Below are 15,006 nucleotides of genomic sequence, written 5' to 3' on the forward strand. Positions count from 1 at the left end.
CAATGACAATCTCAGGTTTTAAAAACAATCCCACCATCCAAAAATTCACAGGATTAAAAAGATATTTCCGATCCCACGAAACGACCATTTCTAGAGAAAGAATCGAAGACTTCAAAAAATTTTCCAAATTGATCAACTTTGGAGGAGATGTTGTCGCGTTCGATATTTTAGGGTCGCTTAACTTCGGCCAGGCGACCGCGGAATCAGATACGGATATTGTAATGTATACTCAATGTGAAAATTCCAAAATGGGAGAATGTGGTATGGAAAATTGTTATAAGATTTCCTTATTTAAACATTTGTTTATGAATCTTATAACTTATGAACACAACACAGAAGCGTATAAATTAGAAATTGTGGATTGTATCAATCTCAATCAATTGGAAGAAGATATTTTAAACGGAGATTCCGATTCGGAAATGGTAATTCGATTTTGTTTTTATAGATCGATTTGCAGAGGTGTAAATCGTAAATTGTTAAGAAAATACGAACAACAGATCGCATCCAACATTCCATTAAGTAAGTCCCTGGAAGAATCCATCGAACATTGTTTCGACGGAATCGTTCAAACTTCACAACATACGTATTCTTTTCATAAATACTCTCACAGATTACAAGACAAAGGTATCGGGCTTCCCTCTACTATGGCTGCAAAAATTAAGGACTACTTAAAACAATGACTGGTTTTTTAACCGTGATGTTATGTTTGGGAGTGGCTGCAGTTTTTTTTCATCTTCTTTACTCGGTCGATACCAGAAGAATAGACAAATCCGAAAAAAAAAGAGACTTAGAAAATGGAGTATCAAAAGATTATGGAGATCCTAAAAAAGTTTATGGTAAAAATTGGGATTCTAATCTTCCCAAACCCCGAATTTGTCCGGTTTGTGGAAAATACTTGCAAAAAACGGAATACTTATACGCCATCATTTCGGAGCCTCCTTCTCCTAATATCAAAAGACACGCTAGAATTTACGGCTGTAGATATTGTTACCTCGGTTTAGAAGAAGAAACGGAAAATCGAAATTCTCAAATTCCCGACCCGGAATGGACTCCAACGCCAATCAAGGATGAAGAACTCGGTCTCTAAAACTGAAAATACAATTCAAAGCAACGGACTTCTTTTACCCGTAACGGTAATCAAAGGAGTTGGTCCGTCCAAAGCAGCTGCGCTTGCATCGATAGGAATTGATACCTTACAAGACCTTCTCAATTTTTTTCCGAGAAGATACTTAGATCGAAATCTAACCGACAACGTACTTTTAAAAACAGGCGAAACTGTAACATTGATCGTAGAAGTTATAGACGCGTATCTTGCACACGGTAAAAAATCCAGGCTCGTAGTTGGTACTAAGACCAGAAACAACGAAAGGATTTCAATCGTGTTTTTTCGAGGTGTTAATTTTTTTCAAAAAATATTTCAACCAGGAACAACGTTAGTCGTCACAGGAAAACTGGAATACTTTCGAGGCTTCCAATTAATTCATCCAGACTATGAAATTTTAACGAGCGCGATCAAAACTACTTATCCTATAAACTCTTCCGGTTCCAAAAAGAAAAACCTGGAACAAGAACCGGAAGAAGAATTATCAGAACTTCCTGAAATGATTCACGCAGGTAGGATCATTCCTTTGTATCCTTCAAGCGAAGCTCTCAAATCGGAAGGTTTAGATTCCAGGGGTTTTCGCAAAATTCTTTATTCCGCATTGGAAAAATTAAAAGGTAAAATTCCTGAAATTCTACCTAACGAAATCGTGAAACGAAGAGGTTTGATTCTAAGAGAGGATTCTTATCGAGAGATACACTTTCCAACGGATGAAAATTCTTTGGACACTGCGAAGTATAGATTGAAATACGAAGAATTATTTTATTTTAATCTTCTAATTGAACATAAAAAGAAAGAACGCGAAAAGATCAAACGAGTGCTTTGGCCTCTACCTGAATCGAAAACTGCAAACTTAGTTCGTAAAAACCTTCCATTTCAACTTACAGAAGATCAAAACTCGGCGCTTCAAAAGATTAAGGAACTTACAAACAAAGAACAACCGATCGCCGTTCTTTTACAAGGTGATGTAGGCTCCGGAAAAACGTTAGTCGCTCTTTTGACCGCTCTACGTTATATAGACAATCAGATTCAAGTTTGTATGGTTGCGCCAACGGAAATTCTTGCAAGACAACACTACCAGACCATTCTTTCCTTTTTAGGAAATATGCCTTTTTTAGGAATTGAACTTTTAGTCGGCAAGGAGCCTAAAAAAAATAGATATGAAAAACTTTATAGAATCAAAAAAGGAGACACGTTATTTGTCATTGGAACACACAGTGTCTTTCAGGAAGACGTTTACTTTTCCGAGTTAGGGCTTGTGATCATAGACGAACAACATAAGTTCGGAGTGGATCAAAGAGAAACTCTTCGTTCTAAAGGAAAAAACCCGGATATTCTCGCTATGACTGCAACCCCGATTCCTAGAACTCTTTGTTTAACTCTTTACGGAGATTTAGATCTTTTGACGATCAAATCCAAACCTAAAGGTAGAATGCCAATTCAAACAAAATGGTTTCAAGAAGATCGAAGAGAAGGAATTTATAAATCCATCCGTAAATATATTTCTTCCGGCAGACAATGTTATATCGTTTATCCACTGGTGGAAGAATCGGAAAAAGTAGACCTTAAATCCTGTATCGAAGCTTATGAATATTTGAAACACGAAATTTTTCCTAACTTTGAAGTAGGACTGATTCATGGTAAAATGGAAGTAGAAGAAAAAGATCGTGTTATGCGAGAATTCTCCAAAAATAGAATTCAGATTTTAGTTTCTACTACCGTGATCGAAGTAGGAATCGACGTTCCGAACTCGACCGTTATGGTGATCGAACACGCGGATCGTTTTGGTATTTCCCAGCTACACCAGTTGAGAGGTCGTGTAGGTAGAGGAGATCAAGAAAGTTTTTGTATCTTAATGACAGATTCCAAAGTTACGGAAGACGCTAAGGTCAGATTGGAAGCGATGGTAAATTTTTCCGACGGATTTGCGTTATCCGAAATTGATCTTCAACTTAGAGGTCCGGGGGAATTGATGGGAGTTCGACAAAGTGGTCTTCCGGATTTTAAAATTGCGGACTTAAGAAAAGATTCCAATCTGATAGAACTGACTCGAGAAGACGCGACCCTATTTGGAAATCCAGGTGATTTAGAAAAAGAAGAAATTCGTGGTAGATTCAGCGAAGGAAGATTATTGTTTTCAAATTAGATAAATTGTATATTTTCTGTTTAAGAGAATCTTTATAAAATTTCAAAAGAATAATCATCCAATCAAATTTTTGTATCAAATCACCGTTTTGTAAACTCTAATTAAAAAATTCAACCAAATCATTGACACGTACAGAGTTTGATTTTAATTCTATTCAGAGCTATACAATAAATCACTAATTCAATAGTTTACACTCCAATCCTGTTAATTCAGCAAAAGAAAACCTGGGCGAATATAGCTTTGCGCTTTCAACTCCAGTCAATAAATTAACGTGAGCTCGATATATAAGAAAATTTTTCTAAAAGTAATAGTTCCTACATTTAGGATTTGTTCGTAAAATCGTAATTTGTAGCAGTTCCTACGTTATTTTACAGAAAAACTTAAATTTTGTGTGAGTTCCCGCACTTGAATGTGACAGATTCAAGTGTTATAAACTTCTATTTTTTAAATTGCAGTAGTTCCTACATTTTAGGAATCGATCTGTAAAGTTCAGATTACGACTTTTCAGAAAAATGAATTATGATAGAACTCACGTTTCGTTGCATTGAGTTTTTTATTCGTCAAAATTTTCTTACACCGAATTCAAGTTAAATTATATGAAAAAAATCTAATACACCATTCCGTCTTGAATTACAATTTATTATAGAACACGATCTGTCGAACGACCCATGGAGAGCGAGACATTAAATTTGAAAGGCGTTATACTGATTTACTTCGCCTCAATTACTTTCACATTGGATTCTATCGAACTTATATAAAACGACACTTTGTGATAAACATTTAGATACTTAATTTTATAGAGATTAGTAATACTAAAGTTTTGTAGGAACTATTACAGTTATTCTGCAGTAGTTCCTACAATTGAGTTTAACCCGAAATTTATAACTTTTTTTTGAAGGAAACCCCACATTTTAAATTTCATAAAAGCTCCCAGAAAATGATCTTAATCTTTCTGATCAAAGATAGTATTTTATCTATGAACTTAAATTCAGAAAATGAGCAGTTCAAAATCAACAATAAAAATTGAATATTCAAAAACTAATTACTACAAAAATATCGAACTTATAAGATAAAACAATAATCAGAAATGAATCTAACCAAACGGTTTCTCTAAATCGTATTTCCGGTTGTAAAAGACGCTTATACATCTTCCACAAGAACTTTTCATTATAGTTGTTGAAAAATTAATTCGCCACTTAGTTTCTGTTTCATGGAAACGGTCGATTGAAGCAGTTTTATTGATCGTCACTATGAAATTTTTCAACAAATCAATTGAACTTACAAACGTGTCCCAAAACTTAATATTACTTCATCAAGCTGCAAGAATCTGTCTATTTTTTGCCGACAGATTCTCATGTTATTTAACCTACAAAATATAACGTCAATAAACATACTTAAAAACGTATTCTCTTGGTTCCAGATTACAGGTAAAACCCCCGATATTGATCGTAATCAGGTTGATGATCAAAGCAAAATTTGCACAATCATCTACGTCGGCTTTATTATAATAACGATCCTCTTCCACCTTTGCAAGTTGAGGTGCAATCAATGCAAGGGGTGCAGTGTCATCCGGAGATACGACCGCTCCGATCAGAGCGCTTGTAAGAATTTGGTCTTTCGCCTCTTTTCCTGAAACGGCATCCGGAACAGAAAAACCTATCGTATCAAAAAGCAAACAATTCGTTAATAACAGAAAAGGAATCAGAAAAATAATGAACTTTTTTTTCATTGGAAAAATCTCCTATATGTTATCCGAATTACAAAACTCGGAATTATCGCGGATTCACCAAACATACCCTATTCGAGAATATTTCAACCTTATTATGGAAGAATTCGACCAGAAATCCTATAGATCGAATCCCAAATTTTAAGAATGATTCCTGTCAAAAACCCATTGCAAGAGATTTTCAGTATCACATTCTGACAACAGTATGAAAAGTATATGGTTCCTAATTTTGATTTTCTTATTTCAAAATAAGATTTTTTCGCAAACGTCAAACGAAGTCTACGTCTTAGGCGACTTCAAACAAGAATCGATATTAACGTCCTATTCCAATCCGGGAGAAACTAGAGCTCATTATCTAAGGAAAGAAGTTTTAGAAAAACTTTTAGAACTATTTCAAGCCTATCAAAGAGAAAATCCAAACGAAAAACAAAAACCGTTTATCGTATCAGCATTCCGTTCTTTTAAAGATCAAAAGGGAATTTGGGAAGAAAAGTATTCCGGAAAAAGGAAAATGCGAGAATCCGTAAAAGGAAAAACCCCTCAAGAAATTATCTCTTTGATTTTAGAATTTTCAAGCGCTCCAGGAACCTCGAGACATCACTGGGGAACAGATGTAGATCTAAACGCATTAGAAAACTCTTATTTTGAAAAAGGAGGTAAGGGGGAAAAATTTTACAACTGGATGTCTAAAAATGCAAAACGTTTTGGATTTTGCCAACCTTATACACCTAAATCTTTAAGAGAAAACAAAGGTTATAAAGAAGAAAAATGGCACTGGTCTTACGCGCCCATTTCAAATAAATTGCAAGAAGACTGGGTTCGATTGTTTCAAGAAGGAAAAATTCAATTCAAAGGAAAATTTTCAGGGGGAGAATTTTTACAAAACCTTCCTTTAGAATACGTGACTTCAATCAATCCGGAGTGTAAATCGATTCGTTGACTCAGAAAAACATTTAGCCAAAGATAAACTTTTAATAATTAGCAGGATTTTGATATACGTCCCACATTGTTTTGAGAAGTGTTTTGGCTTCACTATATTCTGGAGTCCATTGTAATAAACGTTGAGCCATTGTAGAAGAAGCCAAAAGTTTTGCTGGATCTCCTGCTCTTCTTCCCGAAATTTTATGGGGAATCGGTCTTCCAACCACCTCTTCCGCAAGACGAACCACTTCTAAAACAGAATATCCCTTTTCAGAACCTAAATTGACTGTAAGAGATTTTTTTTCGGAATCTAAATACTCCAAACTTAAAACGTGAGCATTTGCCAAGTCAGTTACATGAATATAATCACGTATACAACTTCCATCCGGAGTTTCATAATCCGTGCCGAAAACTTCAAAATTTTTCCTCATCCCTACTGCGGCTTCCATAATAATTGGTAGAAGATTTGCAGGAGTTCTTTCTAATCCTCGGATTCTTCCTTTGTGATCATAACCAGCAGCATTAAAATAACGTAATGCTGCAAATTTAAATCCTTTGAGAGTCTCGTACCATTTTAAATTTTGTTCGATCGCAAGTTTTGTATAACCGTAATAATTTTCCGGATGAACTGGATGTTTTTCATCGATAGGAAGATATTCAGGAGAACCATAAACCGCCGCCGAAGAAGAAAAGATAAACTTTTTCGTTCCAGCTTTTTCCATATAGGTAAGAAGTTTGAGAGTTCCATTGATATTATTCAGAGCGTATTTAGAAGGATCAGTCATAGATTCACCCGCAGCCTTCCACGCAGCGAAATGAAAAACCGCATCAATAGGTTTTGAAAACGCATTTTCCAAAACGAAATCGTCCTGGATATTCCCCTGAATCAATTTTGGTCCAGAAAAAAGATTCGATTTATTTCCTTTTTCGAGATTATCTACGATGATAAGTTCGTGTTTTTTTTCTAAAAGAAGGGCGACTACGTGACTTCCTATATATCCCGCGCCACCAGTAATCAATAACCTCACCTGTGATCAGTCACTCCTCTATTGCTATCTCTAAAGAATTTTATAATATACTTAACTTGCTCAATTAAGTCTGTAGAAGCCTCTAATTCGTCCAAAGCTTTTCTTGTAGAAATTCCAGAATGATAAATAACTTTATAAGCGTGTTTGATTGCGTTTCTTACATCCGGAGAAAAACCAGCCCGTTTCATACCTACGCTGTTTAGTCCCACAACGGTGCTTGGATTTCCGTCCACGGTGGAATACGGAGGAACGTCTTGAACGACCTTGGCAAGTCCGGCAACCATCGCATAATCTCCGACAAAACAAAACTGATGTACGGCTACAAGCCCGGAAATAAATGCAAAATTACCCAGAGTTACGTGACCAGCTAATACACATCCATGAGTAAGAATATTATTATTTCCAAGAATACAATCGTGACCTACGTGAGAGTTCCCCATAAAATAATTTTTATTTCCGATCAGCGTAGGAGAATCTTCTTTTGTTCCCTTATGAATATTAGAATACTCTCGAAAAATATTATGATCACCTATAATCGTTTTAGTTAAAAGTTGCTGATTAAATCCTAAATCCTGAGGCATCACTCCAATCACTGCACCTTGGTGAAAACGATTGAATTTTCCGATTTCAGAACCAGTACAAATTTTTACATGACTTTCAATTATAGTGCCTTCTTGAATCGAAACGTTCCCTTCGATAATGGAATAAGGACCCACCTCTACGGATTCATGTAACTCCGCCTTTGGATCGATAATAGCAGTCGGATGTATTTTCATTTAAACCTCACACAGGCTCTAAAATACAAAAATTGACTCTGCTTTTTTATTCAAGCTTTTAAAGATGTCTTGAATAAGAGTAATATTTACTAAAAAGTAGCTTTTTTTAACGCGAAAAAAGGAAAAACTTAGATGAGGTCGCAAAGATGCTTGTGGACTGGAACAGATTAGATTCTTTGAAACAAGGAGACGATGAAGAAGAAGCCGCTTGGCTCAGGGAAATGGTAGAATCCCTTCTTACGAACATGGAGGTTCGAGTTAACAATATTGCTCATTTTACGAAAGAAAAAAAAGACGCAGAACTTCAAGCAGAACTTCATCAAACCAAAGGTGTTTCCGCTAACTTTGGTTTAGAAGATTTAAGAGCTTTAGTCGCGGAAGCGGAACGTCTTCTCAAAGCAGGAGATCAAAATCAGTCTTATAATTTAAGTTTAAAAACACCATCGATCTGGCAACAAACCAAAGAAGAACTTAAAAGTAAATTTGGGATCTCCTTCTAAATTTAAAACCTCAACTTCGTTTTGAATCAACGGAGTAAATCAACATAAAGTTGGAAAAATGAATTCTCTATTACTGATCTCTATAAAATTAAGTACCGTTAATTTTATCACAAAACACTGATTACATGCAAAATATTTGGTATTTTATTATATAGTTATTAGTAGTTTCTATTTGATGGAAACAGTGTTGTTAATCTGAACTATGGATTTTTCAACAAGTCAAATGAATCCATTTTCGAGGGTCGGATTCTTTATAAAGAACTTCATTTACGCAAAGTTGCTAACACTGTAGTTTTCAAAAACTATACTCTTGATGCAAATCAGTCGATAAAAATCGTTTCTTCTTTGTGAAGCATGGAGGGAGCAAATCGATCATATTGAAGCTCGTAAATAACATTGATACTTTTTACATTCGAATGAAAATCTTCGATCACAAACTTACCATCTTCCTGTGTAATTTTTATATTTTCATAACCTTTAATTATTGGAACGATTTGTTGTCCTTCCTCGTCCTCATATTCGATTCTAAGTTCATAAAAAATATTTGACGTGTAATCGTGACCATATTTGAAAACGAGTGTATTCCCATGTCGAGAGGCGTGAAAATACGCTTTTGGAGTTTGTAAGTTGGAAATCACCGTAAAAAACGTAGTATAACCCACTACGCCCGCCGATAAAATCCAAAGGATTATCTTTAAAAGCATAGATTTTTTTTCTGTAACTAGTTTACTTTCCCGATTTGCGTTTCACAAAATAAGAATCCACGTCATCCGTAATCGGACGAATCGCTTCCTCGTATTTCAAAATAGATTGAACCGCTTTTTCGTAAATGCTCATCAGAAGAGCTTGAGCCGCGTCACACATCTGTTCTTTTCTAAACTCTTCTACATGAAGAGTTTCCGTAATCGAACCGTCGGGATTAAACGGAAGCGAAGCAAGTAGATTGGAAATTACAATCTTATCGTCTCCCGCAACGTGAGAAGGATCGTAGATTACAGGTAAAATCGTTTGATTTTTAACATGAGTAATTACATTCAAATCAGGAGTGTTTCTACAATAGCCTTCCTTGATAAAAAGAGTCTTAACTCCTCTTTCGCAAAGTATAATATTCAAATTTCCTTGATTAGCAATATATTCAGCAGCGGAAAACCATTCTACAGCTTCGTTTCCAAAACCGCGTTTCAGAATTACAGGTTTTCCTGTTCTTCCCACAGCTTCGAGAAGTTCAAAATCCTGCGCGTTTCTAGTTCCGATCTGAATCATATCCGCGTGTTTGGCGACTTCTTCCGCCATCGTATGATCCATCACTTCGGTCACATAAGGAAGCCCAGTTTCCGCCTTAACCTTGTCCATCATCTCAATTCCTTCCCAACCAAGCCCCCTCCAATCGGTAGGGCGAGTACGAGGTTTAAAAGCTCCACCTCGAAAGATGATTCTATCTAAAATATTGTATTTTTTTCCGACTTCTACCGCTTGTTTTGCGATCGTTAGAGTTTGTTCATAGGTTTGCGGAGAATCGGGTCCTACGATAAAGATATGTTTTCCGGTTCCAAATTTACGGACCAATCCGTCTGGGCCTTTGACTTCCACAATTCGAGTGGCTCTATGAACCACTTCTCCGTTTTTTCCTGCTGCAGTTTTTGCGATATTTTTATAAGGAATAGACACGTTCCAAATTTTAACCACTCCGGGAAGTTCTTTGACATAACCTTCTTTTTCGGAAATTTTACGGGTATCTCCTATAAAATGAATCGTATCAGATACCGCAGCGCCACGGATAATCTCAGTTTGATTTCCGCATTCTTTTGCCAAATCTTTAATTTTATTCTCCGTATCCGGATGCCCCTTTTCCAACTCAACTATGTCCACACTTCACTCCAAGAAGGGATCTTTCTCCCTTAAGTTTACAACCTTTTATGCTTTCGATTATCGTCAAGAATTCGTCAGAAACTATGATCTTTCCCTGGAAACTCCCCAGATTTTACTTCTTTATCATAATCTGCGATCGCTTCTTTTACGATAGAATGCAGATTGGAAAATTTCTTTAAGAACTTAGGTTGAAAGTTTATATCCAATCCAAGTAAATCGTTTAAAACCAAAACCTGTCCGTCACAATCCGGACCGGCTCCGATTCCGATTGTAGGAACTCCTACTTCTTGACTTACTTTTTTTCCAAGTTCAGCGGGAATCATTTCCAGGACCATCGAGAAAACACCGGACTCAAAAAGAGAAATCGATTCTCTCAATAATTTAGAACTCGATTCTTCTCCTTTGCCTTGCACCCGATGGCCGCCAAACACATGAACACTTTGAGGAGTCAGTCCCAAATGTCCCATTACAGGAACTCCCATTTGTTTGAGAATAGAAACCAACTCGCAGATAAATTCGGAACCACCTTCTATTTTAACAGCGTCACAATCCGTTTCTTTCATTATCTTTCCAGCAGAACGAATTCCTTCTTCGATAGAAGTTTGATAACTTAAAAAAGGAAGATCGGCCACGATAAATTTATCGGGCGCGCCACGACGAACTGCTTTTGTATGATAAATCATTTCTTCTAAAGTGACTGGAAGAGTACTCGTATTTCCCTGAAAAACCATTCCCAGAGAATCCCCTACAAGTACAGAATCGATTTCGGTTTCGTTTAAAATTCTAGCAAAACTGAAATCATAACACGTAACTACAGAGATTTTTTCTTTTCCTTTCTTTTCGGGAGAAAAAATCTTATGTATGTTTTTCATATTTGTCTCCCGTAAAATGTTCGTATAATAACTGTTCATCGATTGATTCTAAAATTTCTTTGATAAAAGGACGGGTAAAAAGAGAATGATGAGGAAGAGTTAATCTCTGAGTATTTATCTCAACTTCTTCATAAGAAAGAATATCTATATCGATTTCTCTTGGTCCCTTGTCTGTTTTACGAATACGACCCATTTCTTTTTCGATCCGAAGAGCCACTTCTAACAGTTCTTCTGGATTTAAATTAGTTTCAATTTTTATAATTTGATTTAGGAATTCAGGTTGATCGGTAACTTCCAAAGGAGCCGTATTCAAAGGTTCCGATTCTTTAAGAACTTCGATACCTATCGTGTTCTTCAATTTACGAACTGCGATTTTTAAAAACTCGGCCCTGTTTCCTAAATTGGAACCCAAAGAAAGGAAAGCTTGTTTCATTTTCTTCCTCCCGATTCGGAAAGTTTCAAACGATAATCAGCACATTCCAAATGAATTTCCTGGGTCATTTCCTTAAGTCTGGAATAAATCCTTCCTTCTGCTTTGTCTTTCCATTCGGTAGGCGAAGTGTTCGACGTAAGAATTGTAAGTTTTTCCTGTTCGTATCTTGCATCGATCAGATCGTATAATTTGGAATTGGACCAATCGGATTCTTTTTGAACTCCAAAATCGTCTAACACCAATACTTCGACTTCCGCAAATAAAGTTTCGATCGTCTTTTCCATTCCGTGAGTTTCGGAATCTTTTTGATACGTTTCACGTAAAGTGTTTAGAAAATCCCTGTTGATCTTTGCATACTTGCAATTTGTCTTATATCTAAAAATCAATTCGTTTAATATGATACATGCAAGAAGTGTTTTTCCAGTTCCCGGTCCACCCCAGAGATACAACCCTTGAGAATGAATATCGGAATCCGACCATTGATGAACCAATTCGTTTGCCCAATCGTGAGCGATTGTAAATGAAATTCCTACATCGGTTCCATGATCCGCTTGATCCAAGGTTCTATATCGATACTTAGGTGGAATTCCAGATTTTTTGAATATAGTTTCGAGATGGCCTAGTTCCATTCTAGCATTATGACAAACACAAGGAACCATCTTACCAAGCGCCTCATCATAAACTCTCCAAGGAGGTTTGCCTTTGCAGGGACAATTTTCAGAAATACAATAACAAATGGAAAGTACCCCAGAACTAGTTCCGACAACATTCTCCGTTAGGAAAAACCCAACCCCACCACATTGTGAACAATCGGGAGAACCTTCTTGAATGGGTGTGTATTTTTTGAGAATCATATCAGCAATTCCAGTTTTTTCGTCAAGACTGTCAAGCGACCATAGAAACGAGACACTTTAGTTACTCGAGCAACTATAGAAGCGAGGCGCTTTAATTTCAAAAAAATGTGGGAACTCATACAATTTTAAATTGAGCAAAGCGATTTTAAACCGCAAAGAAACGGTATCTCCCATACATTTTTGTTAGAACTTTTTCAATTCTAATCTTAATTTCTTTTTAGATTCTGGGACAAGCTCAAAAAGAAACTAGGAAAACCTTTTTCTGAAAACAGAATCTGCTGGAAAAATCAAAGGATGAATAGAAAGTAGCGAAAGTTCTGAACTTGAGTTCGATGTAATGAATCCTAAATTAGAATCTAATTTTTTGTTAAAAGAACAAAATTAGATCCTTTTTAGAGATGAAATCTATTGTCTGATAAATGTAGGGACTTCTTTTATCAAATTAGATTACGTCAAACTCAGTTAAAGAAAGTTATAAAAGATTTTTTTAAATTCTTGGAATCTGGATTTTATGTCCCCTCCTTAGAATAAAGTGGAAAAAAAATTTGTTCTTAGTTTATATCCGAGGACTAAAGTCCGATAGATATACAGGAGAGAAGGAACAGGATGTACCTTTTCCCTAATACCATTGAAAGAGAAGTAAAGGTGTGAGCATTATGAAGGTGATGAAAAGCATATTCATTCTTCTGGCCGTGCTGGGACTCAACCTGTCTGTTTTAGCTCAGCAAAACAATCAGGACAAACCAGCCAACAATGAAGCTGTAGAAAAAATTGACGAGCTGTTAAAAGGCGAGTTAGTTCCCGAAGACGATGACAAGAACCTCACGGAAGAGCAGAAGCGTCGTAAAAAAGCAATCCAGGAACAAGAAGCTCTGTGGAAAAACCCTGATTTTAAGGGCTATGATAAAAATTTCCAAGAACTCCACCAACTCTCCAAAGCATTCGCGAACAACAAATTTAGATTGGCATTATCCAATTACCAATCGGGCGTTAACACGATTCTTAAAATGAGAGAAGCCATAGAACAGTACCGCAAAGAAGAAGCTGAAAAAAAGCGTCTCGATGAAAAGTGGTACTGGCAAAAAGTAGATCGTAAGGCAAGAGAAGACCGTGTCGTTTCCAGAGATAAACTAGTTGCTAAACAACAAGCTTTAAATTATTTCACCAAGGCGATCAATCACTTGGATGAAATTAAAAACCCAGACTTGAGAGAAAGACCGGAGTTTAAAAGACTTCTTTCTGATACTTACAGATCTTGGATCCTTACTGAGTACGATTTACAAAATCTTCCTCAGTGTATTCCAATACTCGAACTCTATATCGAGATCGATGAAAACGAAAAGGAATATCCTGCTCATAAGTATCTAGCAAGTTGTTACGCTTTCGAGGAGAACATGATCAAAAAGAATGGTGGGGCATCGGAAGATCAGATGTTCAAATACCGTTATAAGAAAAACGTTCACCTCTTAAGAGCTACTGAATTAAAGTATGGAAAGGATTCTCCTGAATACAAACACATCGTTAATCTTGTAAACAAGGACGAAGTGATTTCGGTTAGACCTTAATCCTCTCTCTTTCAAACAAAATGGAAATTGAAAACCCTTCCGGCAAATCTGGTGGGGTTTTTTTTATTTTTACGGACCTACGTCGCCCTTTGTTTGAAAAATATTTGATTTTTTGTAAGTTTTATTGTGAAAGTTGGATTTGTAGTAAGTAAGTAGCTCCACATTTTAAAATTTTACTATAAAACCTAGATTTGTAATAGTTCCCACAGATTAAGTCACATTATGAATCTTTAAACATTCATTTTTTGTGGTTTAGAATTCGTATGAGTTTTTACATTTTCTGAATTTATCTGCAAAACATAAATCTGCGGCAGTTCTACATTTTATTTTTTGCAAAAAGATCGGCTTTTATAAAACCAATCTCTTACATCAAACCCACACCATTTTAAATTTTAGTTATAGACGAAAGTTAAACTATGGATTAGTTTTTCTTTTCAAAAGAGGTGTTTATGCTCCTACCTGAAAAAATTTTAGTCATTGCTGGCGTTTTGAATTTAGCCTACGGAAGTCTTTTAGGGTTTCCTTATGCGCACGCAAGAAAAAAAGCTGAGTTTCCCTCTCGTTATTTGCAAGCCGGACATATAGGATCTCTCATGCAAGGTTCAATGTTACTTGCTCTAGTAATCGCTTTTAGATATGCGAACCTTTCCGAGACTTTGGCTTTAATCGGTGCTTCCCTTTTTGCAATTTCCTCCGTATTTTTAGCTCTCAAAGATACGATCAATTGGCTTCAAGGCATCAAAGATGAATTCCAAGAGAATCCAATTTTAGGTAAATCGTTAGGTTCGGTCGGAGTGATCACTAATTTAATAGGAATTTTTGTAATCGTCTACGGAGTGTTCATCTAAGAGCTTGTCCCAAAAATCCTAAACACCGATCCATAGAAAGGTGTTTGCTGAGTTCTTCGAGCGCCCATAGAAACGAGACACTGAGTTTCATAAAATGTGGGAACTATTACAAAAATTTAACGAGATTAGAATTCATTGAACATGGGATACATGTTTACGTTTCTCTTTTGTAAAGGATGTGTTGAGTACAATGTGTAAAGTACGTATGGGTACGTTCACAGATTACCAAATGTGACTTAATTTGTAGGAATTACTTCTCATTTTATTAAAAATTTCTAAAGAACTTCGCATAAAATTCTTTGAAGTTTTGGGACAAACTGTATAAATAGAGTTCACGAATCTTTATCACAAAAACCTATTTGAGTG

At 36.1% G+C, this 15,006-nt stretch carries 15 protein-coding genes; 7 read left to right on the forward strand and 8 right to left on the reverse strand.

The window, feature by feature from the left end; translation table 11 throughout:
• Nucleotides 1-2 precede the first annotated feature (2 nt).
• Genes LEP1GSC059_RS02865 through recG form a run of 3 tightly spaced genes read left to right on the forward strand, consistent with a single transcriptional unit; the run spans nucleotide 3 to nucleotide 3,248 of the window.
• Nucleotides 3-680, forward strand: a complete 678-nt coding sequence (locus tag LEP1GSC059_RS02865) for a hypothetical protein (protein WP_002179117.1) — start codon at nucleotides 3-5, stop codon at nucleotides 678-680.
• On the forward strand, nucleotides 677-1,087 hold the full coding sequence (locus tag LEP1GSC059_RS02870; RefSeq protein WP_002179374.1) for a hypothetical protein: 411 nt from the start codon (nucleotides 677-679) through the stop codon (nucleotides 1,085-1,087). Before LEP1GSC059_RS02865 ends, LEP1GSC059_RS02870 begins: the two co-directional genes overlap by 4 nt.
• Nucleotides 1,068-3,248: an ATP-dependent DNA helicase RecG gene (recG, locus tag LEP1GSC059_RS02875; RefSeq protein WP_002179445.1), complete on the forward strand. Its 2,181-nt coding sequence runs from the start codon at nucleotides 1,068-1,070 to the stop codon at nucleotides 3,246-3,248. The genes LEP1GSC059_RS02870 and recG overlap by 20 nt, the downstream gene beginning before the upstream one ends.
• 1,381 nt (nucleotides 3,249-4,629) lie before the next feature.
• Here recG and LEP1GSC059_RS02880 read toward each other — a convergent pair.
• Nucleotides 4,630-4,977, reverse strand: coding sequence for a TIGR04452 family lipoprotein (locus LEP1GSC059_RS02880; RefSeq protein WP_017215237.1), 348 nt, complete (start codon nucleotides 4,975-4,977; stop codon nucleotides 4,630-4,632).
• Nucleotides 4,978-5,179: 202 nt separating this feature from the next.
• Here LEP1GSC059_RS02880 and LEP1GSC059_RS02885 point away from each other — a divergent pair, with 202 nt between their 5' ends.
• Entirely contained in the window at nucleotides 5,180-5,914 is a 735-nt protein-coding gene (locus LEP1GSC059_RS02885) for a M15 family metallopeptidase (RefSeq protein ID WP_036026647.1), read from the forward strand.
• 31 nt (nucleotides 5,915-5,945) lie between these two features.
• On the opposite strand, the gene galE is transcribed toward LEP1GSC059_RS02885, so the two are convergent.
• Together galE and lpxA are read right to left on the reverse strand one after the other, a co-directional pair.
• Nucleotides 5,946-6,914 (reverse strand): UDP-glucose 4-epimerase GalE, encoded by a 969-nt coding sequence (gene galE / locus LEP1GSC059_RS02890; protein WP_002179265.1) that lies wholly within the window; start codon nucleotides 6,912-6,914, stop codon nucleotides 5,946-5,948.
• 5 nt (nucleotides 6,915-6,919) lie between these two features.
• The gene (gene lpxA, locus LEP1GSC059_RS02895) at nucleotides 6,920-7,699 is read right to left on the reverse strand and encodes an acyl-ACP--UDP-N-acetylglucosamine O-acyltransferase (RefSeq protein WP_017215235.1); all 780 of its coding nucleotides are present in this window, start codon (nucleotides 7,697-7,699) and stop codon (nucleotides 6,920-6,922) included.
• 146 nt (nucleotides 7,700-7,845) lie between these two features.
• Between lpxA and LEP1GSC059_RS02900 the strand changes: the two genes are divergently transcribed.
• On the forward strand, nucleotides 7,846-8,199 hold the full coding sequence (locus LEP1GSC059_RS02900; RefSeq protein WP_002179178.1) for an Hpt domain-containing protein: 354 nt from the start codon (nucleotides 7,846-7,848) through the stop codon (nucleotides 8,197-8,199).
• A 320-nt stretch (nucleotides 8,200-8,519) separates the two neighbouring features.
• Here the strand turns inward: LEP1GSC059_RS02900 and LEP1GSC059_RS23380 are convergent, their stop codons facing one another.
• From LEP1GSC059_RS23380 to zapE, 5 genes are all read right to left on the reverse strand, one after another.
• Nucleotides 8,520-8,903 carry a hypothetical protein gene (locus LEP1GSC059_RS23380; protein WP_017215234.1) on the reverse strand — a complete coding sequence of 128 codons (384 nt, stop codon included), beginning with the start codon at nucleotides 8,901-8,903 and terminating at the stop codon, nucleotides 8,520-8,522.
• A 22-nt stretch (nucleotides 8,904-8,925) separates the two neighbouring features.
• A complete protein-coding gene (locus tag LEP1GSC059_RS02910) occupies nucleotides 8,926-10,068 on the reverse strand; it encodes an N-acetylneuraminate synthase family protein (RefSeq protein ID WP_020980265.1) in 1,143 nt (380 codons plus the stop codon).
• Nucleotides 10,069-10,142: 74 nt separating this feature from the next.
• The gene (gene panB / locus LEP1GSC059_RS02915) at nucleotides 10,143-10,940 is read right to left on the reverse strand and encodes a 3-methyl-2-oxobutanoate hydroxymethyltransferase (protein WP_002179433.1); all 798 of its coding nucleotides are present in this window, start codon (nucleotides 10,938-10,940) and stop codon (nucleotides 10,143-10,145) included.
• Nucleotides 10,924-11,373, reverse strand: a complete 450-nt coding sequence (gene folK / locus LEP1GSC059_RS02920; RefSeq protein WP_017215232.1) for a 2-amino-4-hydroxy-6-hydroxymethyldihydropteridine diphosphokinase — start codon at nucleotides 11,371-11,373, stop codon at nucleotides 10,924-10,926. Before folK ends, panB begins: the two co-directional genes overlap by 17 nt.
• On the reverse strand, nucleotides 11,370-12,227 hold the full coding sequence (gene zapE / locus LEP1GSC059_RS02925) for an AFG1/ZapE family ATPase (protein ID WP_002179141.1): 858 nt from the start codon (nucleotides 12,225-12,227) through the stop codon (nucleotides 11,370-11,372). The genes folK and zapE overlap by 4 nt, the downstream gene beginning before the upstream one ends.
• A 656-nt stretch (nucleotides 12,228-12,883) precedes the next feature.
• On the opposite strand from zapE, the gene fcpA reads away from it, so the two are divergent.
• Both fcpA and LEP1GSC059_RS02935 read left to right on the forward strand, forming a co-directional pair.
• Nucleotides 12,884-13,792, forward strand: a complete 909-nt coding sequence (fcpA, locus tag LEP1GSC059_RS02930) for a flagellar coiling protein FcpA (protein ID WP_002179390.1) — start codon at nucleotides 12,884-12,886, stop codon at nucleotides 13,790-13,792.
• Nucleotides 13,793-14,241: 449 nt separating this feature from the next.
• Complete coding sequence (locus LEP1GSC059_RS02935; protein ID WP_017215230.1) at nucleotides 14,242-14,640, forward strand: hypothetical protein; 399 nt, start codon at nucleotides 14,242-14,244, stop codon at nucleotides 14,638-14,640.
• Nucleotides 14,641-15,006 lie beyond the last annotated feature (366 nt).

This window comes from Leptospira noguchii serovar Panama str. CZ214 (assembly GCF_000306255.2).
Lineage (GTDB): Bacteria > Spirochaetota > Leptospiria > Leptospirales > Leptospiraceae > Leptospira > Leptospira noguchii.